The organism is Nocardia sp. NPDC057663 (assembly GCF_042799895.1).
Lineage (GTDB): Bacteria > Actinomycetota > Actinomycetes > Mycobacteriales > Mycobacteriaceae > Nocardia.
In genome coordinates this window covers 395899-417233 of the sequence record NZ_JBHVHX010000005.1, presented here as the reverse complement: position 1 = coordinate 417233, position 21335 = coordinate 395899, and the positions used below count along the sequence as shown (strand labels likewise).

Below are 21335 nucleotides of genomic sequence, written 5' to 3'. Positions count from 1 at the left end.
CCGCGGTTGAGCGTGCTCGAGACGGGGTGCGGACGAGCGGTGGCGGCGAACATGACGGCCTTGCCCAGCAATTCGGGCCGGGCCAGCGCGAGCTCGGCGACGACGCGTGAGCCCATCGACGTGCCGACCACGTGGGCGGGCGCCCCCAGGTGCTCGATCAGCGCCGCGGTGTCACCGACCAGGTCGGCCATGGTGATCCCCGCCGCCGATTCCGAGGACGGCGCGATCCCCCGATTGTCGACCGTGACGACCCGGAACCCGGCCTTGACCAGGGCGGGCACCTGATAGGTGCGCCAGACGCGGCCGGGACTGCCACTACCCATCACGAGCAGGACCAGCGGTCCCGACCCGGTGACGTCGTAGTTGAGCTGGATGCCGTTGAGCGAGACGAGGGGCATATCTCTCCTGCTAGCCTGTTTGCTAAAGTTAGAAAACACCATACCGCCACAGCAGGACGGGGTTCGCCACGGTGCCAGGACTGAGCAGGCCGCTGTACCAGATGAAGGCCGACTTCTTCAAAACCCTCGGCCACCCGGTCCGCATCCGGGTGCTGGAGCTACTCAGCGAGCGTGAGCACGCGGTCTCGGAGATGCTGCCCGAGGTGGGCGTCGAGGCGGCGAACCTGTCTCAGCAGCTGGCCATCCTGCGCCGGGCCGGCCTGGTGACCGCGCGACGCGAGGGACTGTCGGTGACCTACGAACTCACCTCGCCGCGCGTGAAGGAGCTACTTGTCGTGGCCCGCGCGATCCTCACCGGTGTCGTCGCCGGGCAGGCGGAACTCCTCGAGAACCCCGAGTCCACTGTGGCTTGATCTCGTTCCCTCTTACCGCCCGACCTCTACCGTTTGATTGCAAACTTTCTAAACTAGCCACCTAGCAAGTTGACAAGGAGAGTATCCGTGACCGCGAGCTCCGCGCCGACGACGGTTCCGACCGACCACCCGGCCATCCTGCGCTGGGTCGACGAGATCGCCGCCCTGACCACGCCCGACCGCATCGTCTGGTGCGACGGGTCACGCGACGAATGGGATCGGCTGACCGGCGAACTCGTCGAGAAAGGCACCTTCGTCCGGCTCACCGGCAAGCCCAACTCCTTCTGGTGCGTCTCCGACCCCGACGATGTCGCCCGGGTCGAGGACCGCACCTTCATCTGCTCCGAGGACGCCGCTGACGCGGGCCCGACCAACAACTGGGTCGATCCCGTCGACATGCGCACCGTCATGACCGAGCACTACCGCGGCGCGATGACGGGCCGCACGATGTACGTCATCGCCTTCTGCATGGGTCCGCTCGATGCCGCAGAACCGAAGTTCGGAGTGCAGATCAGCGACTCGCCGTACGTCGCGGTGTCGATGCAGATCATGACCCGTTCGGGCACGCCGGTCTGGGAAAAGCTCACCGGCGATACCGAATTCGTGCAGTGCCTGCATTCGGTCGGCGCGCCGCTCGGCACGGGCCAGGCCGACGTGCCGTGGCCGTGCGACAGCACCAAATACATCGCGCACTTCCCCGAATCGCGCACCATCTGGAGCTACGGCTCCGGCTACGGCGGCAACGCGCTGCTGGGCAAGAAGTGCTTCGCGCTGCGAATCGCCTCGGTCATCGGGCGCGACGAGGGCTGGCTGGCCGAGCACATGCTCATCCTCAAACTCACCTCACCGCAGGGCCGCACACACTATGTGGCCGCGGCGTTCCCGTCCTCGTGCGGCAAGACCAATCTGGCGATGCTGGAACCCGCGCTGCCCGGCTGGCAGGCCGAGACCATCGGTGACGACATCGCCTGGATGCGCTTCGGCGCCGACGGCAGGCTGTACGCGGTGAACCCGGAGGCCGGGTTCTTCGGCGTCGCACCCGGCACCGGCACGCGCACCAACCCGAACGCGATCGCCACGATCGATCGTGGCAACTCGATCTTCACCAACACCGCGCTCACCGACCACGGTGACGTGTGGTGGGAGGGTCTCACCGAGGAGCCGCCTGCGCATCTCACCGACTGGCGCGGCAACAACTGGACACCGGCGTCGGAAATGCCAGCCGCGCACCCGAATTCGCGGTACTGCACGCCGATCGAGCAGTGCCCGTCGGTCGCGCCGGAGTGGAACGATCCGACCGGCGTGCCGATCTCGGCGATCTTCTTCGGCGGGCGCCGCGCGAGCACGGTGCCACTGGTCACCGAGACCTTCGACTGGGCACACGGCGTTTTCACTGCTTCGGTGCTGTCCTCGGAGACCACCGCTGCGGCGACCGGCGCGGTCGGTGTCGTCCGGCGCGATCCGATGGCGATGCTGCCGTTCCTCGGCTATCACGTGGGCGACTACTTCGCGCACTGGCTGAAACTCGGCGCGCAGGCCGATCCCGCGAAGCTCCCGAAGATCTTCCAGGTCAACTGGTTTCGGCGCGACGCTGACGGCACCTTCCTGTGGCCAGGCTTCGGCGACAACGTGCGCGTGCTGAAGTGGGCGCTGGAACGACTCGACGGCACCGCCGAGGCCGAGTGGACGCCGATCGGCTACGTCCCCACTGCCAACGCCCTCGACCTGTCCGGTCTCGACGGCGCCGATCGCGCGCTGGTCGAGCAGGCGCTGGCCGTCGATGTCGCCGAGTGGGTCACCGAGACCAGGTCCATCGACGAATGGTTCGCCGGGATCGGCGGCAACCGGCTGCCGGACGAGCTGCGCGAGCAGCTCGCGGCACTGAAGTTGCGCCTGCTCGGCAACCGCTGACCATGCGGGCACTGCTGCCGACCTGGTCGGAGTGGAAGCCCGCTTTCCGGGCGCCGGGCACGGATCTGATGGCGGGGCTGATCGTGGCGCTGGTGGCATTGCCGCTGGCGCTGGGATTCGGCATCAGTTCCGGGCTCGGTGCCGCCGCCGGTCTGGCGACGGCGATCGTGGCCGGCGCGCTGGCCGCGGTGTTCGGCGGCTCGCGATTCCAGGTGTCGGGGCCGACCGGCGCGATGACCGTGGTGCTGGTGCCGATCGTGCACGAGCACGGCGCGTCCGGTGTGCTGACCGTCGGCCTGATGGCCGGGGTCATGTTGGTCGCACTGGCTTTCGCCGGTGTCGGACGGGCCGTGCGGTTCATGCCGGCCCCGGTGATCGAGGGGTTCACCGCGGGCATCGCGGTCGTCATTGCGCTGCAACAGTTTCCGGGCATGCTGGGGGTGTCCGGAGCCGAGGGTGAGAAGGTCTGGCAGTCGGCGTTCGACGCCGTGCGCCGGTTCATCGACGACCCGCACGCGACCGCGCCGGTGACGGCGCTGGTGGTGGCGGTCGTGATCTTGATCGGCGGGCGCTATCTGCCCAAATTGCCGTTCGCGCTGGTCGCCGTCGCGGTGGCGACGGTGGTCGCGAGCGTCTTCGACCTGGATCTCGCCCGCATCGGCGCGATCCCGGCCGGCCTGCCCGCACCCTCGCTCGGCTTCCTGCAGTTCGATGAGCTGACCACGCTGCTGCTGCCCGCGCTCGCAGTCGCCGCGCTGGCCGCGCTGGAATCGTTGCTGTCGGCGACCGCCGCCGACGCCATGGCGGTCGGCACCCGCCACGACCCGGATCGGGAGCTGTTCGGGCAGGGCCTGGCCAATATCGCGGCCCCGCTCTTCGGCGGTGTACCCGCGACCGGTGCGATCGCCCGCACCGCGGTCAATGTGCGCTCGGGTGCGCGCACCCGGCTGGCGGCGCTCACCCACGCGGTGATCCTGGCCGGCATCGTCTACCTGGCGGCTGGACTGGTCGCCGATATCCCGATCGCGGCACTGGCCGGTGTGCTGCTCGCGACGACGGTGCGGATGGTGGAGGCGGCCTCGCTCGCCGCGATCGCCCGCGCTTCGCGGGGCGACGCGATCGTCATGGCGGTCACCTTCTTCGTCACCGTCGCGTTCGATCTGGTCACGGCCGTAGTGATCGGCATCGGGTTCGCGCTGGTCTTGGCGGTGCGCGCGATCGCCCGCGAGGCGAGTATGCAGCAGGTACCGCTCGATGAGACAGATCATCTCGGCGAGGAACACGACCTGCTGCGCGATCACATCGTCGCCTACCGGATCGACGGCCCGCTGTTCTTCGCCGCCGCCCACCGCTTCCTGCTGGAGCTGTCCGACGTCGCCAACGTGAAGGTGGTGATCCTGCGGATGTCGCGTGTCTCCGCCCTCGACACCACCGGCGCCCTGGTTCTCGCCGATGCCGTCACCAAACTCCAGCACCGCCACATCACCGTCCTGATGTCCGGCCTGCGCGAGGACCACCGCGCCCGCCTGTCCGCGATGGGCGCGCTTCCAGCGGGCGGTGAGGACGCGGTGTTTGCCGACACTGGTGCGGCCATCGCCTACGCTCGGCGTTTCCTCCCCATCACCCGTCGAGCCCACTGATATAGGGACCCCGATCAAGTCGAGAAGCCCCCACGCTTGTCCGAGTGCCGCCCTCAAAGTCCCCCTCAGGAAGAGACGATGGGCACTGCGGGACAGTCCAGGGCGTGTGTGTCTCCTCCTCGCGGACTACGTGTTGCTGTGTGTGAAGTCCTCGTCAGGCGGTCCTGGGTCGTCGGTCTCGGCCTCCAGAGCCAGATCCCAGACCTGCCCAGGGCCCAGGTCGCGTTCGATGTCCTCGACGCAGACGCGGATGGGTGCTGCCGCGCTGGGGTGCAGGCGCACGGTGATCCGGTGGTGGGTCACAGTGATGGTGATGGGTTGGCCTCGATAGGACACGGTGAACTGGGCATCGTCGAGTTCGGCGGGCAGCACCGGATGCAGGCGCAGCATGTCGTGGCGGGTCTCGATGCCGCTGTAGCAGCGCAGCACCATGTCGGCGGTCCCGGCCATGGCGCCGATGTGGACACCTTCCCGGGTGGTGCCGCGCTGGGTGTCGGCCAGGTCGGCGTGCAGGGCCTGGGAGAACAGTCCCCACGACATCGCCCGGTCGGTGCGGGCCAGCACCCAGGCGTGGGCCAGGCGGCTCAATGTGGAGCCGTGGCTGGTGCGGGCGATGTAGTAGGTGACGGTGCGGGGGATGAGCTCGGGTGGGAGCGCGTAGCCGAGGTGGTCGAACATCTCGCGGAGTTCCTCGGCGGAGAACAGGTAGAACAGCATCAGCACGTCGGCTTGTTTGGAGACCTTGTACCGGTTGGTGGTGTCGCCTTCTGCCTGCAGGATCAAATCGAGGCGTTCGATGTGGCCGTACTTGCTCCGATAGGCGTCCCAATCGAATTCGTGGAGATCTTCATAACCTTGGAACTGGCTGATGATGCCGTCGCGGTGGAACGGCACTCGGAGGCGGCGGCTGATCCGGTCCCAGCGCGCGGGTTCGGCGGCGTCGAGTTGCAGCCGGTCCCACAAGGGCCCGCAGTCGTGGCCGTCGAGCAGGGCGAGGACCTCGCGGGCTCGGCGCAGCACCCAGGAGGCGAGCACGTTGGTATAGGTGTTGTTGCGGACGCCGTGTCCGGGGGAGTCGGGGTAGCCGTCGTGGAATTCGTCGGGCCCCATGACGGCGTCGATGTCGAAGCGGTCCGCAGCGGAGTCATGGACAGCGAGGCCGGCGAACAGTCGGGCGATTTCGACCAGCATCTCCGCGCCGTGGTCGATGAGGAATCGTTGGTCGGCGGTGGTCTGGTAGTACTGCCAGACGCTGTAGGCGATGGCGAGCCCGACGTGTCGCTGTCGGCTGGAGTGGTCGGGCATCCATTGCCGGTTGCGGGGATTGAACAGCATGGTCGGTGTTTCCTCGCGGCCGTCGCTGCCGCTCTGCCACGGGTAGAGGGCACCAGGCAGCCCTGCCGTGCGCGCGGCGGCGCGGGCTCGATCGAGCCGGCGATGCCGGTATTGCAAGAAGGCTCGCGTCAGTTCGGGACGCCGCAGGGTGAGCATCGGGTAGACGAACACCTCGTCCCAGAAGATGTGGCCACGGTAGGCCTCACCGTGAAGTCCGCGCGCGGGCAGGCCGGCGTCGATGTCGGGGTGGGCGGCGATCGTGGCCTGCAGGACGTGGAAGACATGCAGGTTCAATGCCAGGCGGTGGTCGTGGCCGTCACCCAGACGAATTCCGAACCGGTCCCACAGCTGCGCCCACCCCGTCACGTGAGCGGCCAGCAACGCCGCCACGCCAGGCGAGCGCGCGATGCGGGCGGCGACCTCGGTAGCCGGGGTAGAGAGCGCTCGGTCTCTGGATGTGGCTACCGCCGCGACCTTTTCGACCGTGACCGGCACGCCGCAGCGCAGGGTGAGGGTGAGTTCGTGTCCGGGGCAGTCCTTGTCGGCGAGGGTCTTGCGATCGAGCAGGACGGTGTCATCGATGTGGGTGCGGGTCGCGGTGGCGATCGTGACGGCGGATTGGGTGCTGATCGCCTCATAGAGCACGGTTTCGGCGTCGAGCTCACGGTGGGTGCCGCGGCGGAGGTGTTCAGGGTCGAGTGCCCAATCTGCGGCTACGTTGCGGTTGCCGACGCTGCCGTTGATCGCTGAGGTGAGTACCACTGTGCCGGACCAGTTTTCGGCTTCGATACTCAGTTCCAGGGCCGCCAGATGCGGATCGGTCACCGAGTGGAATCGGCGCGTGGTGATGCGGGTGAGTCTGCCGGTGTCGTCGCGATAGCGGTCGATGCTGGTCAAGACCCCTGCCCGAAGGTCCAGGTTCTGGTGATGGCTGAGCATCTGCGGTGTTCCGGGCGACAGCACCTGTCCATCGGGGGTGGCGACGGTGAGGTAGGTCCAGTCCGGCGCGTTGATCAGGTGCTCGGTTTCGATTGCCTGGCCCGCGATCTGGGACACGGTCCGGTTGTAGACGCCGGCGAAATAGGTGCCGGGGTAGTGCACACCGTCCGCGGTGGAGCCCGGGATGGCACCGCGCGTGGCCCAGTAGCCATTGCCGGTGGTGCACAGTGCCTCTCGGTTTCCTTCCTGGGTGGGGTCGTAGTCGTCGTAGAGCAGGTTCCATCCGCCCGGACCGGCCTCTGTCGCCCCGCCACACCAGCGCGGTTGTGGGCGCGGTGGAAAGTCGGGGTGCGGAACCAAGGGCAGGTCAGCGAGATCGGTGACGACGATATCGGCACCGGCTGAGCTGAGCCGGGCGCCGGAGCCGGTGTGGTCGACGCCGACGACGAGTCCGAATCCGCCGGTGTCGGCGGCCTGAACTCCGGCACTGGCGTCTTCGAAGACGATCACCTCGTTCGGGTCCAGACCCAACCGCCGGGCGGCCTCGAGGAACATCGCGGGATCCGGTTTGCTCGCCAACCCCAGAGCCAGGGCATCGGTGCCATCGACGGTGAGGGTGAACATCTCGGCGATGCCGGCCGTGTCGAGCACGGCGGCGCTGTTCCGGCTCGCGGTCACCAGGGCCGTGGGCACCCCTGCGTCGTGTAGCCCACCCAGCAGTTGGGCAGCGTCGGCAAACACGCGCACACCGCCACGAGCAAGCGCCTCGGCGAACAAGGCCTGCTTGCGTGCGGCCAGGCCGGACACGGTCAGCCGATCGGGCCCGTCCTCGGGTGTACCGGGACCCGAGGCGAGGCCGCGCGAGGCCAGAAAGGCCCGGATTCCCTCTTCGCGGCTGCGCCCGTCGACCAGGTCACGATAGTCGCAGACGGGGTCGAACGGTGCCACCTCGGCGCCGCCCAGTGCAGGCAGCGCCTCGTCGAACAGCGCTTTCCACGCGGCCGCGTGCACCACGGCCGTATCGGTGACCACACCGTCCATGTCGAAGATGACCGCGCCGTAACCGTTGGCGGTCCGCGCCGGTGGCCTCGACGTGGCCTGCGAGCGCGTCAGGGCGCGCGATTGTCCCCGATCGGGCCGATCCGTGGATCGCTCAGATGCGTGCACATCTTCGATCCTGCGCGCGGGCACCACCGCAGCGAAAGTGCCTTAGGTCTGTGAAGGGCACTCTCGAGACCCCAGCGTGGCACCACGGAGAACGGCAAGAACCGCCGGCATCGCGACGAGGCTTCGGGCCCACCGGCGGCGACGGAGGGCTGGAGGCGCGGGCGGGGTCGGCGACGGCATGACCCCACCATTACATTCAAGTTCGAAACTATCGTTTGCAAAGTGAACGGTATTCGGGGGATATGGTGGATGCATGGCTGGAGAGCACGCGAACGACGCGGTCGAGATACCGACCAGACTGCTCGTGGAGAGCATGATCCGCGCGGACGCGACCATCGACGCCGGCGAGCTGTACACGGTGGCTGCCGCGCTGGGGATGTCGGATCAGCAAGTGCGCCTCCACATCCGACGCCTGGTCACTGACGGGCAGATCACCCAGGAGGGCCGAGGTCGACGGGCGCTGTTGCGTGTGGGCGCCCAAATGTTCGATTCGATCGAGCCCAACGTCGAGTTCGTCGGCTTGATGTATGACCAGGATCGCGGTGCCGCCCCATGGGACGGAATCTGGCATCTGGTCGCCTTCGCTGTTCCCGAGACCCGTCGACAGGCCCGAGATGCCGTGCGCGACGGCATCGTGAGCCTGGGCGGCGCAGCGATTCAAGGTGGGCTCTACGTGTCGCCGAACTCGTGGGAACCGTACGTCGAGGCCTTGGCCGACCGGCTCGACATCGGCGGGCACCTGACTCGGCTCACCACCACGGATCTGCGTGTCGGCGAGCTGGACTCGCCCCGGCAGATGGCCGCGCACCTATGGCCGTTGGACAAGATCGCTGCAGGCCATGAGCGATTGCTGGCGGTGACTCAGGCGCGCCTGGACCGGCTGGCCGGCCCACAGGAACTGTCGCGGTCGCAGATACTCACCATCCTCGTCGAACTGGCCGCCGAGTTCACCCGGGCGAGCGAGCCCGACCCGCTACTGCCACCGGAGTTACTCCCGCAGCCGTGGCCGGGCACCCGAGCCCGGTCAGCACTGGCAGCCTGCTGGGCGCAAGTGATGCCCTTGCGGTCGATGCCCGACTGGCCTCGCATGTTCTACCACTACGCCGATGTTATCGAGCGGGTGACCGCCGACGCCGAGGGCGTCGAAACCGCAGGTGGGCAGGCGATCTGCACTGCTGGGTGACCAACGCGACGAGGGCCAGCACCGTCGTCACCATCCCCAGCACGAACCAGAACCGCACCCACGTCGGGGGAATCGGCAGCAGCACAACTGTCGCGCCGACGATCAGCAGGGCGCCACGGCGAACACGCCGTTCATCTCGGCACTGCTCGTCCAGCCGCGCCGCCGCCGCGCGCCGTGATGCGCTCAAGCCTGCCGCGATCATCGCGCGCCAGCAGGCGAGCCTGAGCACCGGAGCCGCCGCCAACAGGGCGAGCCCGAACAGCTGAGCCCACTCGGGTACCGCGGTCGCGGCGGGAGTGGTGAAAGGCAATGTCAGGCAGCCATAGACGATGCCGCCCCACGCCTCCCTCGTTACCAGCGTCTGCGCCGGGCGCTGCTGCACGACGGTGGTGGGGCAGTCGCCAGTTGACTGGGCTGTGCAGCGGGCTGTCTTGTTGTTCCTCGCGGAATCCGAACTCATTGCGATCATGTTAGTGTCGATCGTAGACGAAACGAACGTTTCTAGTTTGGGAGATTGATCGTATGAGGGTGCTCGCACTGGGGGGAGCGGGGGCGATGGGAGCGGCAGCGGTGCGCGCTGCAGCGACGTTGCCCACCGTGACCGAAATCGTTGTGGCCGACCGAGATCTGGCCGCGGCTCAGGCATTGGCGGTCGAACTGGCCGGGCGGGCGGTCCCCGTCCGCGCCCTGCGGGTCGACATCACCGACCCCGCCGTGCTCAACCAGGCTCTGCACGGCGCCGATGTCGTGCTCAACACCGTGGGCCCGTACTACCGATTCGGCCCGACGGTTCTGCAGGCGGCGATTCTGACTCGGACCCACTACCTCGATATCTGTGACGACGGCGAACCCACCACGCGCATGCTCGAACTGCACAACGCCGCGCAGAAGACCGGCGTGTGCGCGATCGTGGGGATGGGAGCTAGCCCAGGGGTGAGTAATCTGCTCGCACTCACCGCCACTCGAGGATTGCAGCGGGTCGAGGACCTCTATACCGCCTGGCCCGTCGACGTTCCCGAATCCGTCGCCACCCCGGATCCGGCGGGGCCCGACAGCATGGCAGACGCGGCCGCGGTGCACTGGATGCAACAGATCAGCGGCACCATCACCGTCGTCCGCGACGGCGTCCTGGCCGAGGAAGCGCCGCTGCGCGCGGTCACCCTGGATCTACCCGGTCGCCGGCGTGGCGCCGCCTATACGGTCGGGCACCCGGAGCCGATCACGATGCAGCGCACCCTGTCTCCTCGCGGTGAGGCCGTCAACCTCATGGTGGTCACGCCGGGGACCGCGGCCTTCCTCGATGTGCTGCGCACCGATATCGACCGCGGCAAACTCACCAACGAAACCGCCGCGCACGAAATCGCCCAACCCAGCCTGCGACGCATCCTGCGGTCCCTGACCCGGCTTCGCTCACGCCCCTCACATGGCACCCTGCCGCCGTTCTTCGCGGCCGCGACCGGCAACACCGGCACCCATGACCGCAGCACCATCGCCTACCTCACTGAGACCCCGGAAACGGCACGATTCCTCACCGACATGGCCAGATCCACCGGAATACCCCTGGCATTGGGTTTGGCGCAGCTCATCGACGGCACCGCCCGAAAACCAGGGGTCCATCCACCGGAGGCGATCATCGACTCCGAACGCTTCTTCCGCGATCTCGCTACCAGAATCGGGATGAGCCCGGCGCAGCGTCCCGTCACCGTCGAGCATGCGCCGTGCGGGCAGATCGCCGGGGTCGGCGAAGCCGACCAGAGCGCTGTTGGTGGGTGACGACGGCCGATTCGATGCCCTCGTCGTCTGCACGGATTCGGCTGACCGGTCACCGCCCGGCCTCTGCAGCACAACCGCATCCGCCGCATCGCGGTGGACCACCGAGCATTGGCGCGACACATCCACCACCCCGTGTGCCCACCTCGCGCCAAGAAATGCTGAATCCACGTAAGTCTCGTTCACGGGGCGTCGGCGCTGTTCTTTCCGTCGGCGCCGTGGACCGGAATCCAATCGACTCCGCTCACCGCGATTGTCGGCTGAAATCACCTCAGGAGGGGTCCTGGTGCCCTTATCCGCGCGGGCACCACCGCAGCCGAAGGTGCCTTACTCCGAAGGAGAACGTCGTACATTCGAGAAGGGAGTCTGCCAAGCGGCCGGGTCGACAACAGGAAACCGGCGACCGGTCACCATGGTGGGTACGAGTCGGATGAAGAAATTCTTCGCCCCGCCCTGCCACGGATAGAGGGGGAGATCCACGGTGTCCATCAAGTCACCGATCTCACGGATCCCTTCGGCACGTCCCTTGATCACCACGCTCCAGGCTTCATGAGACTCAGCGATATAGCCGTCGACTTCCAGCGCGACGGGCGCATCCGACAACGCGGCAGACAACTTGGTGCCTCGTGCGGATCGAAACACGATGGTTCCGTGATCGACCGCGTAGTTGAGGGGGAAGATGTCCGGATGGTCATCCACCCACACGGCGAGGCGGCCTACATCCCCGGTACGGAGTAGCGCCCAGCATTCGTTGACAGCGAGCTCTGTGACACTCGGGTCGTGGCTTCCCATCGTCTGCACCTTCCTGTCGTGGGCATTAGTCTGTCCGTTCACCTGCCGATGCGCCCATCCGTCCGCCAACGATGACGGTGAGGACCAGTATTGCCGCCCAGGCAATCTTGACGGGTTCAGGACACCGAAGACGCGTCGTCCGATTCCAAGTCCAATTGGCACCGTCACGTCGGTGAGGGTGCCCGCTACCGCAGTGGCGCTTGGTCAGTAATGGGAAGTCTCAGCTCGGTAACACCCCCGATTCAGTGAGTCGGGGGTGTTAGCGGCACGCTGCTCACGCCGGGGCCGCTGCCCAGCTGTCCGGACCGAAGACCTCGTAGTGGATGTTCTCGGGTGCCACGTCCTTGGCGAGGAGCGCCTCCCGCATGCCGAGCATGAACGGCAGGGGACCGCAGAGGTATGCCCGGGTGCCGGGTGCGATGGTGATCTCACCGAGGTCGGCGCGGCCTTCCCGCAGGCTGCCTTCGGGGCGGCGGACGCCGAGGTCTTCGTACCAGCGGTGCATGACGGCGAACGGCAGACGTTCCACCAGTTCAGTCAACTCGGCACGGTGCGCGTGGTTGCTGGGTGAGCGGTCGGCGTGCAGCACTGTGATCGGACGGGAGTCGTCGGTTTCGGCGAGATGACTGAGCATGCCCATCATCGGCGTGCAGCCGATACCGGCGGAGACAAGGAGCAGCGGCGCGTCGTCGTCCTGGAGCACCAGGTCACCGAACGGCGTGGTCACGTTCAGCATGTCGCCTTCGAAGACATTATGGAACAGGAAGTTCGACACTTCACCAGCTGGGATCACCGACCCACCCGCCAGAATCCGGGCGTCGACGCGCTTGACGGTAATGCGCCAGTCATCGCGCGACGGCGCAGAGGACAAACTGTACTGACGGATCTGGCGCGCACCATCGGGGAGATGGACACCCACCGACAGATACTGCCCCGGAGCAAAGGACGGCAAGGGTGCACCGTCTGCCGAGGTGAGCACGAAGGAGACCGTGTCGGCCGACTCGTGGCGGCGGTCGCGGACACGCACCTGGCGCCAGACATCCCCCACCGCGACACCTGCAGCCTGGTAGAGCCCGGCTTCCATCGAGATCAGTGTCTGCGCCATCAGCCAGTACACCTCGTCCCAGGCGGCAGCGACCTCGGGTGTCACGGCGTCACCGAGCACCTCGACGATGGCCTCGAACAGGTGCGTGTGCACGATCGCATACTGTGCGGGCTCGATTCCCAGCGACGCGTGCTTGTTGGCGATTCTGGACAGGATCAGATCGACACGGGCCTGATCTGGCTCCAATTGAAGAGCCGCAAAGGCTGCGATGGCCCCGGCGAGAGCCTTCTGCTGGCCGCCCTGCTTCTGGTTTCCGCGGTTGAACAGGTCGCGTTCGAGTTCGGGATGGGCGGCGAACATCTTGCGGTAGAACAGCGTCGTGATGTCCTCGATGGCAGCACCGACCGCGGGCAGGGTGGCGCGGATCATCTCGGTCGCAGTGGGCGAGAGCATGTCATTCTCCGATCGTTGACGAAATGTGGGGGACTGCGCCGACCGGCGGGGGCAGGGCGAGCAGGATGGTTCGGGTGGGCGCCCGGGTGAGGTCCTCGATGGTGAGAGTGTCCAGCGACTCGAAGAAGGCTTCCTGGGCGCGGCGCAGCGCCGACCGAAGCAAGCAACCCGACCGCAGCGGGCACGGATTGGCGCCGTCGCATTCGACCACTTCCGTCTCACCTTCGAGGCGCCGCGCGAGCCATCCCACCGAGGCGGTGTGACCGAGTTCGGTGATGGCCAGGCCACCTCCGCGTCCGCGTCGTGCATCGACGATGCCGAGCTCGGAGAGTCGGGTGATCACTTTCGCCGCATGGGCGTACGACACCGACAATTCGTCGGCGATGTCCCGGCTTCCGGGGCGGTCACCGTCCGCCGCCACAGCGAGTCGCATGACGATCCGTAGTCCGAGGTCGGTGAACCGGCTGAGGTGCATGGCCCGACCGTACTTTAATTCGCATATCAGATACCAATTATGTGATCGGTGTTACGCGGGTGGCTCGATGTGTACACAGACCTGGCAATTCGGGGTGGACATCGCCGCCATCCGCACGTGGGCTTCTCAGGTACGGAAGGGTTGATCTGACGACCCACGAGGGAGGCATGCACCATGCAGAAGATGTCCCTGACAGCCCTGGCGCGCCAGCAACTCGAGCTTGCGAGCACCGCGTCGAGCGGTCGTAGCGCTCGCACGATCTACGGCGGTCATGAGCACGTTCTGCGCCAAACCTTGATCGCACTGGCTGCGGGACAACGGCTCGACGAGCACGAAAACCCGGGCGAGGCGACTGTTCATGCTGCACGGACGGGTTCGGCTCAGTGCCGGTCAGAACAACTGGGAGGGTTCGCCCGGAGACCTGTTGATCGTGCCCAACATGCGGCATTCGCTGGAAGCCCTCGAGGCTGCGACAGTGTTGCTGACCGTCGCGAAGCTGGGTTAGGGCCGACACACCCATCACGGACGTGCTCGGCGGTGTATTCGGTGTGGATGAAGGCAGCCAATCTGATGCCGCCGTCATCGGCGCAGGCTTGTCGCGACTGGTCGTCGCCCCGGCTCCCCACCCGAGGCACACGTCGAGGTCCTCACCCCTGCCCTCGACCGACCCGAAACCGCAGCCGACACCGAAACCCCACCGTCACAACCAGATCTGTGGCACAACGCAGTACTGAACCAGCCGTGCCATGTACTCCGGTTCCCAGACTTGCCTCCGAGCCAGATCCTCGAACAACAGTGGCGGGCGGTGGAATCCATCGCCGGAGGCCTCCCGGCGGCACCGCATCGACTCTTCTCGCCGTGATTGTCGTCCGAAGTCACCTCAGGAGGGGTCCTCGTGCCCTTATCAGCTGCGAGGCCTCGGTGCCACTGTGGTGGGGACATTCGACGAAGGACGGACATCATGGACCGCGGATTGCCTGACGACAACACTGTTAAGGCGGTACTCGCGCTGGCCGGGCGAGCACCGTCGGTACACAACGTGCAGCCGTGGCGCTGGCGCGTCGCCGGCCGCAGTATTCACCTGTATCTCGACCAGGAGCGGGCGCTGCCGGTGACCGACCCCGACCGGCGCGACCTGATCCTCAGTTGCGGCGCGGCGCTGCACCACCTTTCGGTGGCCTTCGCTGCGACCGGTTGGGCGACGGTGGTTCACCGACTGCCCAACCCTGATGACCCCGACCATCTCGCCGCAGTGACGTTGGTGAGTCATCGGCCCACCGACCAAGAGATCGACATGAGCGCAGCGATTGGTCAACGGCGCACCGACCGCCGACGTTTCACCTCCTGGCCGGTTCCGCCCGGATATCTCGGATTGCTGACCGAGCGGGCACTGGCCTTGGGTGCGATGGTGCGTCCGGTGACCGATGGCGAACGCGACCGCCTGGTGGTCGCTGTCCGCGCGGCCGCGCGAGCACATGCCGCCGATCCGGACTACCGGTTCGAGCTGGCGGTGTGGTCTGGACGCCATGGCAGCCTCGACGGGGTCCCGGCCCGCAGCACCCCGCGGCCACGCCCCGGTGACGAGCTTCCTGCCCGGACCTTCGCCGGCCCCGAATTGGCTGATCCGGCGCAGGAACCCGACCACGCGGAGTTGCTGATGCTGGGAACATCCTCCGACGATCGGATGTCTCGGCTGCGTGCGGGCGAGGCGATGAGTGCCGTGCTGCTGACCGCTGCCAACATCGGGCTGGCGTCCTGCGCGCTGACCGAACCGCTCGAAATTCCCGAGCAGCGCGAGAAGATCCGGTCGCAGATGCTCAATGGCACCAGCTATCCGCAAGCCTTCATCCGAGTCGGCTGGGCACCCACCAGTAACGAGCCCCTTGCCGAGACTCCCCGTCGCCCGGTCGAAGATTTGCTGGTTCCCTCCGAGGTCGACTGAGCGATCGAGGCAGGGGCCTCAGCGTCAGCAGGGCAGCGGCGAACCCGTCGCCGACTTCGATTCGGAGCGTTTTGGTCGCGTCGGTTACGGTTTGGAACTTGGGCTGTGCCGGGTTTCTCGATGCCGGGGCGTTCCGGATGGAATCGGCCGGTCCCAACTGCCAAATGGGTATCGGCGTAGCGGTTATGGCGCATAGGCGTGGCCCGCGCGACGCCGGGGGTTCTGCGAGGTCGCCCGAGATGGCAGGCATCGAACGCCGCAAAGATGTCATCGGCGGTGTATCCGGTCCACAGGACATCGGCGCGGCTCGAACCGAGGGTCTGGCTACAGCAAGGTCGAGGTGAGCTGACCTTGCCGGCGGCCGGTTCACCTGGAACGGGGATGGACGACCATGACCGGGCAGTGTGCGCACTGGATCACCGCGTTGCTGGTCGAGCCGAGCTGCAGGCCGGGGAAACCGCCGCGGCCGCGGTTGCCCACGACGACAAGCTGGGCCGATTTGGACCACTCGATCAAATGATGGGACGGTCCCGCCACGTAGATTTTCCGCACGACCGTCACGTCCGGGTACTTCTCTGTCCAGCCGGTCAGCTGCGCGCTGATCAACTCTTGTGCATCGGCTTGCGCGGTGCGATCCGCGAGAACGTCGGGTAGTCCGGCGAACCAGTCGAACCGAAGGTCGCTCCAACAGTGGACCACGACGAGTTCGGCGCCGCGCTGGTCGGCTTCGGCAAAGGCGGCTGCCAAGGCAGTGCGGCTGTACTCACTTTCGTCGATTCCGACGACCACAGGCCCGAGGTGTCGGGTCGGCTGTTCGGAGCCGCAGTCACGCACGATCACCACCGGACCGTGCGCATACGCAGCGACGGCGAGCACTGTGGAACCGAACAGCCCGCCGCCACTGAGCCCCAACGCGCCGATTGCGGTCAGGTGCGCGGTGTCGGTTTCGTTGATCAGCACCTGGGATGGGGTGCCGTCCACGACTTCGGTTTCGACGATCAGCGCGGGATCGATGGCCTGTGCCTGCTGCCGCGCCGCGGTCAGGGAGTCGGCGCTGTAGGCGTGCATGGCATCTGTCACCGAGGCCATGGGCAACTCGTATGGATCGAGCAGGATGTGCGCGGCAGTCAGATCGGCCGCGTGCACGATGCGCAGGCGCCGTCCTGCCGCGGCAGCGGTCTCGGCGGCCCATCGCACAGCCAGCCCGCCGGCTCGAGAGCCGTCGATGCCGACCACAACCGGTGCCGCTGTCGGCGATTGCGGGTCAACGCTGGGGGCAGTCATGACCTGGGTCCCTTCGGCTGTCGTGTGGCGGGGTGTCTGGTTTGTCAGGATTCGCCGTTGGTTGTCGAGGGCAGGTGTTGGGCGCAGATCGCGTCGACGAACTCGCCGACCGTCTGATCGGGTAGCCGGCGGGCGAGGTCGGCTTCGGTGATGATGCCCACCAGCTTTCCCTCGTCGGTGACCGGTAGCCGGCGAATTTGATGCTGCGCCATCACTGCCAGGGCTTGCTCGATGTCGACGCCGACATCGATGGTCAGTAGCGCCTCACCTTGGGCGAGTTCGCCGGCGGTGGTGTTTTTGGGGTTCTCGCCGAGCGCGATCACTTTGATGACGATGTCGCGGTCGGTGACGATACCGACCGGATGCCCTTCGCCGTCGCAGATCGGCAGCGCGCCGATGTCGAGTTGGTGCATCCGTCTGGCGGCGGTCTCCATCGTGTCGCGCACGGTGATGAAGGCGACGTCGGCGTGCATGACAGCGTCGGTCGTTGTCATGATGCACCTCCTGGTTTCGGCGTTGTCCGTGAATCAATCATTCGACTTGCAGCCCGTTGTCCACGAGGGCATATGGTCACCACGTCGAAGGCACTTCAGAATGGTCGAGCTGTGGCTACACACGGGTCGGGTGGGGCGACGAAATCGGGCTGCGGTCCGGTGGGGCGCTCTGGCAGCCTGGCAGAATGCCGGATCTGCTGTGGAACGACGTCAAGAACTTCTTCGACCCCAACCTGATGGGCACCCTGCCGGATCTGTGGGTGCCGGACGCCTCGGTCGAGGACTGGCAGGCGGTCTTCGACCTGGTCCGGTCCACTGGGTGGGCATGGGAGTACGAGGAAGGCGGCACCGTGCGACCGCTACCGGCTGCGGCGGAGGTGCTGCCACGCCCTGTCGATGCGGAGTCTGTCTTGCTGCGGGTCAGGCCCGTCCCGAGCGTGCAGGTGAACTTTTGGCCGATGTCCGCCACAGAGGTCGATTTCGACGTGGACCTTCGCGAGCTGCAAGGTCAGGCCGGAGTGGATACCCTGTGCGACTTCGTGTGCGCGTTCGGCCGTCTACTGGGCAAGCCCGTGTTCATGGCCGCCGAGGGCCAGTACGGTTACCCAGTGCTCGGGTTCGACCCGGCAGCCGACCGTGTCGCGCTGCTTGCCGATCCAGTAGATCCAGGACTCTGAAGGCTCCTACAGCGCTGCGGGAGTGATACAGCGCCGTGTGCGCGATGCCATGCAGATGTGGCCACAGCTGTCTGCGACCCCGGGACACGACCACCAATTGCGCTGTGGCGCTGAACTTCTCCACCGCCGTGCGGGGGTGACCGAAATAGGTGACCAGCCGGGTTTGACCGAGGGAAACCGGCCGTGACGCTCGGTCAGTAGTGCCTCGATCTCACCGCCGGTCCCCGGCGTCGACGCCCGCGTCCTGGGTCGTGTGATAGCGCCGACGCTCTGCGGAGGCAGCGCGGCGTGTGGTCCCTTTCAGATTCGTCGGCCGACGAGGATGAGGGGGATCTGCGTGGCGTAGAGGACCGCCCGGCTGACCGAGCCGAGGACGTGCCCGGTCAAGCGGCCGCGGCCGTGGCTGCCTAGGACGATCAGCTGGGCGCGGCGTGATTCCTCCAGCAGCCGTTGGGCTGGATCGTCTTCGGCGACGTGCGTGGTGATCGCGACCTCCGGGTATTTCTCGCGGTAGCCGGTGAGAGCTTGGGACAGCATCTGTCGGGCGTGCTCAGGCATGTGGGCGTGCTGGATCCCGGGTTCGGGTTCTGACCAGATGTAGATTGCTTCGAGGCCGACGCGCCGTCGCGACGCCTCCTCGATCGCGATCTCGAGTGCGCGGCCACTGGCGGGTGAGCCGTCGATGCCGACCAGTACCGGCAGGTGCGTGCCCGCGAGATGGTTTGCCGCCGGCACGACAGCGAGTGGGCAGACCGGGTGGCGGGCGAGCGCGCGGCTGACGGACCCGAGCAGGGCACGCTCGAATGCCCCCAGCCCTCGAGTGCCCACAACCAGCAGCTCGGCCTCGCGGGCACGTCGGCGTAGCGCCGAAAGAGGTGAGGGACTGACCAGATCGCTGTGCACCGCGAGCCCGGGTGCCGACTCGACCGCGACGCTGGTCGCTACGCTCAGGGCCGCTTGGCCCTGTTTGTGCATCGCCGGGCTTTGCAGTGCGACGACGCCGCCGCGGCCCAGGTCCCATCCTGAACTCATCGCGTGGACCAGATGCAGCGAGGCGCTGCGCAGATGCGCTGCACGGGCTGCCCATCGGACCGCGGTCAGCGCTGATTCGGAGCCGTCGACGCCGACCACGACGGGCCGGGCAGAAGGTGATGGCATGGTGGGCGGCCTCACTGGTCGGGTGGAGCAGGGCGCATGCTCGATTCTTGCCCGGCGCGCGAGCATCTCAGGAGAGCCGTAGTGCTCTTACTATGGGGACATTGGTGGGCGGCCTGTTGGGACGCGAGACTCGGGCACGTGCGGGTCGCCCCCTCTCACTGCGGCCTGATCGCAGGCCCTGGGCGGGTGGGGCACGGCAAGGTGGCGGCGACGATCATCGGAGCTGGACATGATGCGAATCTGGCGAGTCGAGCAACCGGGACCGGTCGGGACCGGGCCGGTGGCGATGTGGCAGGAGCCGATCCCGGTGCCGGCGGCGGGGGAGTTGCTGGTGCGGGTGCTCTCGTGTGGGGTCTGCCGTACCGATCTGCACGTCGTCGAAGGTGATCTGCCTGTGCATCGACAGCGGGTGACCCCCGGCCACGAGATCGTCGCCGAGGTGGTGTCGGTGCCGGACGGGTGTGCCGATGTCACGGTGGGTGATCGGGTCGGGGTGCCGTGGCTGCGCCATACCTGTGGTGTCTGCCGCTATTGTCGGCGCGGCGCCGAGAATCTGTGTTTGCAGTCGCGCTACACCGGCTGGGACGCAGACGGTGGCTACGCCGAATACGCCACTGTCCCTGCTGATTTCGCGTTGCCGTTGCCGGGCGGGTACAGCGATGAGGAGTTGGCGCCGTTGCTGTGCGCCGGGATCATCGGCTACCACGCGCTGGTGCGCGCCGAAGTCCCCGATGGTGGGGTGCTGGGCATCTACGGCTTCGGGGGCAGCGCGCATCTGACCGCGCAGGTCGCGATCGCCCGTGGCGTGCGAGTGCATGTGATGACTCGTGGTGCGGCGGCCGCGGAGTTGGCGTTGGCTCTGGGCGCGGAATCGGCGCAGGGCCCGGCAGATCCGCCGCCCGAGTTGCTGGATTCGGCGATCTTGTTCGCCCCGGCCGGTGAGCTGGTGTTGCCGGCCCTCGAGGCGCTCGACAGTGGCGGGACACTGGCCATCGCCGGGATCCACCTCAGTGACGTCCCGGCACTGAATTATCAGCGTCACCTGTTCCGGGAACGTCAGATCCGCAGCGTGACGTCCAATACGCGGGCTCAGGCCCGAGAATTCCTGGCCCTGGCACAACAGCATCGGCTCTCGGTCTCCACCCACCGCTACCCGCTCGATCACGCCGATCGAGCGCTGTCCGACCTGGCCCAAGGCCGCTTCGACGGGGCGGCGGTACTGGTGCCCTGACACCGTGCCCCGGCGTCTCGCGCGGCAGGTCAGGTGGTGGGGTCGGGCCGGGCGATGATCAGCGGGCATTCGGCACCGTGGAGCACGGCTTGGGCGACCGATCCCAGGGTCATCCCGGCGAATCCACCACGCCCGTGGCTGCCGACCACGATCAGCTGGGCGCCTTCGGCTGCGGCGAGAAGGGCTGCGGCGGGCCGGTCTTCCACGACGACACGATCGACGGCGACCTCGGGATACTTCTCGGCATAGCCGGCGAGGCTTTCGGCCAGCACCGCCTCGCCTTCGGTCTGCATCGTGGCCCGAGCCTCGTACCGGAAGAGCTCCGACCAGGCGTGCACCGCGATCAGGCGGGCACCGCGCCGGGCGGCCTCGTCGAAGGCGATGGCGATGGCGAGGGAGCTGCACAGCGAGCCGTCGACGCCGACCACCACCGCGGTGCGGGAGTAGAGCTCGGTTTCCGGGATCACCGCGACCGGGCATTCGGCGTGGCGGGCCAGCGAGGTGCTGACCGAGCCGAGCAGGGTGCGCCGCAGCGCGCCCAGGCCCCGGCTGCCCACGACCAGCAGCCGCGCGGATTTGCTGTGGTGACGCAGCACCGCGACCGGCGAGCCCTCCACCGCGGCAGTCGAGATCGCGACATCGGTGAACTCGGCGGCCTGGGCCGCGGCGGACGCGACGACCGACTCGCCATGGCTGCGGAGGCGTTCGGCATCGTAGATCGGGGCGGTCACCCCGGGCCCGAAGTCGACGGGGACATCGATGGCGTAGACGATATGCAGCGGCACTCGGTGTCGTGCCGCATAGTGAGCCGCCCAGCGCAGCGCGACGCGAGACTGTTCGGATTCGTCGACGCCTACCACGACCGGCTGATTCGGATTTCGAGAAGTGGACATGGTGCGTGCCTTTCTGTCTTCTGTCACTGTGCGCCCGGAGTCGCACACATCGGCAGGGCCGGAGTGCCCGCTGGCAGGGGTACTAGGTCGTTGCCGGGCCCGACCTGAATCGGGGACCGTGCGAGGCCAACGACC

At 67.2% G+C, this 21335-nt stretch carries 18 protein-coding genes and 1 pseudogene; 9 read left to right on the top strand and 10 right to left on the bottom strand.

Annotated elements, in window-relative coordinates; all coding sequences use genetic code 11:
- Positions 1-398 (bottom strand): alpha/beta fold hydrolase (locus ACFVAV_RS15545; protein ID WP_379035327.1); only part of this gene is annotated, 398 nt, incomplete at its 3' end.
- 101 nt (positions 399-499) lie between these two features.
- On the opposite strand from ACFVAV_RS15545, the gene ACFVAV_RS15540 reads away from it, so the two are divergent.
- The 3 genes from ACFVAV_RS15540 to ACFVAV_RS15530 all read left to right on the top strand — a co-directional run bounded on the left by ACFVAV_RS15540 (position 500) and on the right by ACFVAV_RS15530 (position 4362).
- The gene (locus tag ACFVAV_RS15540; protein ID WP_355277188.1) at positions 500-811 is read left to right on the top strand and encodes a metalloregulator ArsR/SmtB family transcription factor; all 312 of its coding nucleotides are present in this window, start codon (positions 500-502) and stop codon (positions 809-811) included.
- Positions 812-898: 87 nt separating this feature from the next.
- Complete coding sequence (locus ACFVAV_RS15535) at positions 899-2722, top strand: phosphoenolpyruvate carboxykinase (GTP) (RefSeq protein WP_379035325.1); 1824 nt, start codon at positions 899-901, stop codon at positions 2720-2722.
- A 2-nt stretch (positions 2723-2724) separates the two neighbouring features.
- Positions 2725-4362, top strand: a complete 1638-nt coding sequence (locus tag ACFVAV_RS15530; protein ID WP_379035320.1) for a SulP family inorganic anion transporter — start codon at positions 2725-2727, stop codon at positions 4360-4362.
- 126 nt (positions 4363-4488) lie between these two features.
- On the opposite strand, the gene ACFVAV_RS15525 is transcribed toward ACFVAV_RS15530, so the two are convergent.
- Positions 4489-7686 carry an HAD-IA family hydrolase gene (locus ACFVAV_RS15525; RefSeq protein WP_379035363.1) on the bottom strand — a complete coding sequence of 1066 codons (3198 nt, stop codon included), beginning with the start codon at positions 7684-7686 and terminating at the stop codon, positions 4489-4491.
- Between the two features lie 370 nt (positions 7687-8056).
- Here ACFVAV_RS15525 and ACFVAV_RS15520 point away from each other — a divergent pair, with 370 nt between their 5' ends.
- A complete protein-coding gene (locus ACFVAV_RS15520; protein ID WP_379035318.1) occupies positions 8057-8986 on the top strand; it encodes a PaaX family transcriptional regulator C-terminal domain-containing protein in 930 nt (309 codons plus the stop codon).
- Here the strand turns inward: ACFVAV_RS15520 and ACFVAV_RS15515 are convergent.
- Complete coding sequence (locus tag ACFVAV_RS15515; RefSeq protein WP_379035316.1) at positions 8913-9446, bottom strand: hypothetical protein; 534 nt, start codon at positions 9444-9446, stop codon at positions 8913-8915. The two genes, ACFVAV_RS15520 and ACFVAV_RS15515, sit on opposite strands and share 74 nt — an antisense overlap.
- A 62-nt stretch (positions 9447-9508) precedes the next feature.
- Between ACFVAV_RS15515 and ACFVAV_RS15510 the strand changes: the two genes are divergently transcribed.
- Positions 9509-10759 (top strand): saccharopine dehydrogenase family protein, encoded by a 1251-nt coding sequence (locus tag ACFVAV_RS15510; RefSeq protein WP_379035314.1) that lies wholly within the window; start codon positions 9509-9511, stop codon positions 10757-10759.
- Positions 10760-11083: 324 nt separating this feature from the next.
- Here the strand turns inward: ACFVAV_RS15510 and ACFVAV_RS15505 are convergent, their stop codons facing one another.
- The 3 genes from ACFVAV_RS15505 to ACFVAV_RS15495 all read right to left on the bottom strand — a co-directional run bounded on the left by ACFVAV_RS15505 (position 11084) and on the right by ACFVAV_RS15495 (position 13521).
- Entirely contained in the window at positions 11084-11548 is a 465-nt protein-coding gene (locus ACFVAV_RS15505) for a pyridoxamine 5'-phosphate oxidase family protein (protein ID WP_379035312.1), read from the bottom strand.
- Between the two features lie 274 nt (positions 11549-11822).
- Complete coding sequence (locus ACFVAV_RS15500) at positions 11823-13046, bottom strand: globin domain-containing protein (protein ID WP_379035310.1); 1224 nt, start codon at positions 13044-13046, stop codon at positions 11823-11825.
- A 1-nt stretch (position 13047) separates the two neighbouring features.
- A complete protein-coding gene (locus ACFVAV_RS15495) occupies positions 13048-13521 on the bottom strand; it encodes an RrF2 family transcriptional regulator (protein ID WP_379035308.1) in 474 nt (157 codons plus the stop codon).
- Positions 13522-13695: 174 nt separating this feature from the next.
- Here ACFVAV_RS15495 and ACFVAV_RS15490 point away from each other — a divergent pair.
- Both ACFVAV_RS15490 and ACFVAV_RS15485 read left to right on the top strand, forming a co-directional pair.
- Positions 13696-14026 (top strand): annotated as a pseudogene (locus ACFVAV_RS15490) (cupin domain-containing protein).
- A gap of 456 nt (positions 14027-14482) precedes the next feature.
- On the top strand, positions 14483-15463 hold the full coding sequence (locus tag ACFVAV_RS15485; protein WP_379035305.1) for an Acg family FMN-binding oxidoreductase: 981 nt from the start codon (positions 14483-14485) through the stop codon (positions 15461-15463).
- A 366-nt stretch (positions 15464-15829) separates the two neighbouring features.
- Here the strand turns inward: ACFVAV_RS15485 and ACFVAV_RS15480 are convergent, their stop codons facing one another.
- A complete protein-coding gene (locus ACFVAV_RS15480) occupies positions 15830-16747 on the bottom strand; it encodes a universal stress protein (protein WP_379035303.1) in 918 nt (305 codons plus the stop codon).
- A 44-nt stretch (positions 16748-16791) separates the two neighbouring features.
- Positions 16792-17241, bottom strand: coding sequence for a CBS domain-containing protein (locus ACFVAV_RS15475; protein ID WP_379035301.1), 450 nt, complete (start codon positions 17239-17241; stop codon positions 16792-16794).
- Positions 17242-17426: 185 nt separating this feature from the next.
- Here ACFVAV_RS15475 and ACFVAV_RS15470 point away from each other — a divergent pair, with 185 nt between their 5' ends.
- A complete protein-coding gene (locus ACFVAV_RS15470; RefSeq protein WP_379035299.1) occupies positions 17427-17918 on the top strand; it encodes a hypothetical protein in 492 nt (163 codons plus the stop codon).
- 300 nt (positions 17919-18218) lie between these two features.
- On the opposite strand, the gene ACFVAV_RS15465 is transcribed toward ACFVAV_RS15470, so the two are convergent.
- Complete coding sequence (locus ACFVAV_RS15465; protein ID WP_379035297.1) at positions 18219-19076, bottom strand: universal stress protein; 858 nt, start codon at positions 19074-19076, stop codon at positions 18219-18221.
- A gap of 232 nt (positions 19077-19308) precedes the next feature.
- Between ACFVAV_RS15465 and ACFVAV_RS15460 the strand changes: the two genes are divergently transcribed.
- On the top strand, positions 19309-20307 hold the full coding sequence (locus ACFVAV_RS15460) for a zinc-binding alcohol dehydrogenase family protein (protein ID WP_379035295.1): 999 nt from the start codon (positions 19309-19311) through the stop codon (positions 20305-20307).
- Between the two features lie 29 nt (positions 20308-20336).
- Here the strand turns inward: ACFVAV_RS15460 and ACFVAV_RS15455 are convergent, their stop codons facing one another.
- Positions 20337-21200 (bottom strand): universal stress protein, encoded by an 864-nt coding sequence (locus ACFVAV_RS15455; protein ID WP_379035293.1) that lies wholly within the window; start codon positions 21198-21200, stop codon positions 20337-20339.
- Positions 21201-21335 lie beyond the last annotated feature (135 nt).

Bases quoted from the DNA above. Each gene is read 5' to 3' on its own strand.
- ACFVAV_RS15460 (WP_379035295.1), top strand. From the start codon at position 19,309: ATGCGAATCTGGCGAGTCGAGCAACCGGGACCGGTCGGGACCGGGCCG.
- ACFVAV_RS15540 (WP_355277188.1), top strand. From the start codon at position 500: ATGAAGGCCGACTTCTTCAAAACCCTCGGCCACCCGGTCCGCATCCGG.
- ACFVAV_RS15455 (WP_379035293.1), bottom strand. From the start codon at position 21,200: ATGTCCACTTCTCGAAATCCGAATCAGCCGGTCGTGGTAGGCGTCGAC.
- ACFVAV_RS15465 (WP_379035297.1), bottom strand. From the start codon at position 19,076: ATGCCATCACCTTCTGCCCGGCCCGTCGTGGTCGGCGTCGACGGCTCC.
- ACFVAV_RS15495 (WP_379035308.1), bottom strand. From the start codon at position 13,521: ATGCACCTCAGCCGGTTCACCGACCTCGGACTACGGATCGTCATGCGA.
- ACFVAV_RS15505 (WP_379035312.1), bottom strand. From the start codon at position 11,548: ATGGGAAGCCACGACCCGAGTGTCACAGAGCTCGCTGTCAACGAATGC.
- ACFVAV_RS15520 (WP_379035318.1), top strand. From the start codon at position 8,057: ATGGCTGGAGAGCACGCGAACGACGCGGTCGAGATACCGACCAGACTG.
- ACFVAV_RS15485 (WP_379035305.1), top strand. From the start codon at position 14,483: ATGGACCGCGGATTGCCTGACGACAACACTGTTAAGGCGGTACTCGCG.
- ACFVAV_RS15475 (WP_379035301.1), bottom strand. From the start codon at position 17,241: ATGACAACGACCGACGCTGTCATGCACGCCGACGTCGCCTTCATCACC.
- ACFVAV_RS15480 (WP_379035303.1), bottom strand. From the start codon at position 16,747: ATGACTGCCCCCAGCGTTGACCCGCAATCGCCGACAGCGGCACCGGTT.
- ACFVAV_RS15515 (WP_379035316.1), bottom strand. From the start codon at position 9,446: ATGAGTTCGGATTCCGCGAGGAACAACAAGACAGCCCGCTGCACAGCC.
- ACFVAV_RS15530 (WP_379035320.1), top strand. From the start codon at position 2,725: ATGCGGGCACTGCTGCCGACCTGGTCGGAGTGGAAGCCCGCTTTCCGG.
- ACFVAV_RS15510 (WP_379035314.1), top strand. From the start codon at position 9,509: ATGAGGGTGCTCGCACTGGGGGGAGCGGGGGCGATGGGAGCGGCAGCG.
- ACFVAV_RS15500 (WP_379035310.1), bottom strand. From the start codon at position 13,046: ATGCTCTCGCCCACTGCGACCGAGATGATCCGCGCCACCCTGCCCGCG.
- ACFVAV_RS15470 (WP_379035299.1), top strand. From the start codon at position 17,427: ATGCCGGATCTGCTGTGGAACGACGTCAAGAACTTCTTCGACCCCAAC.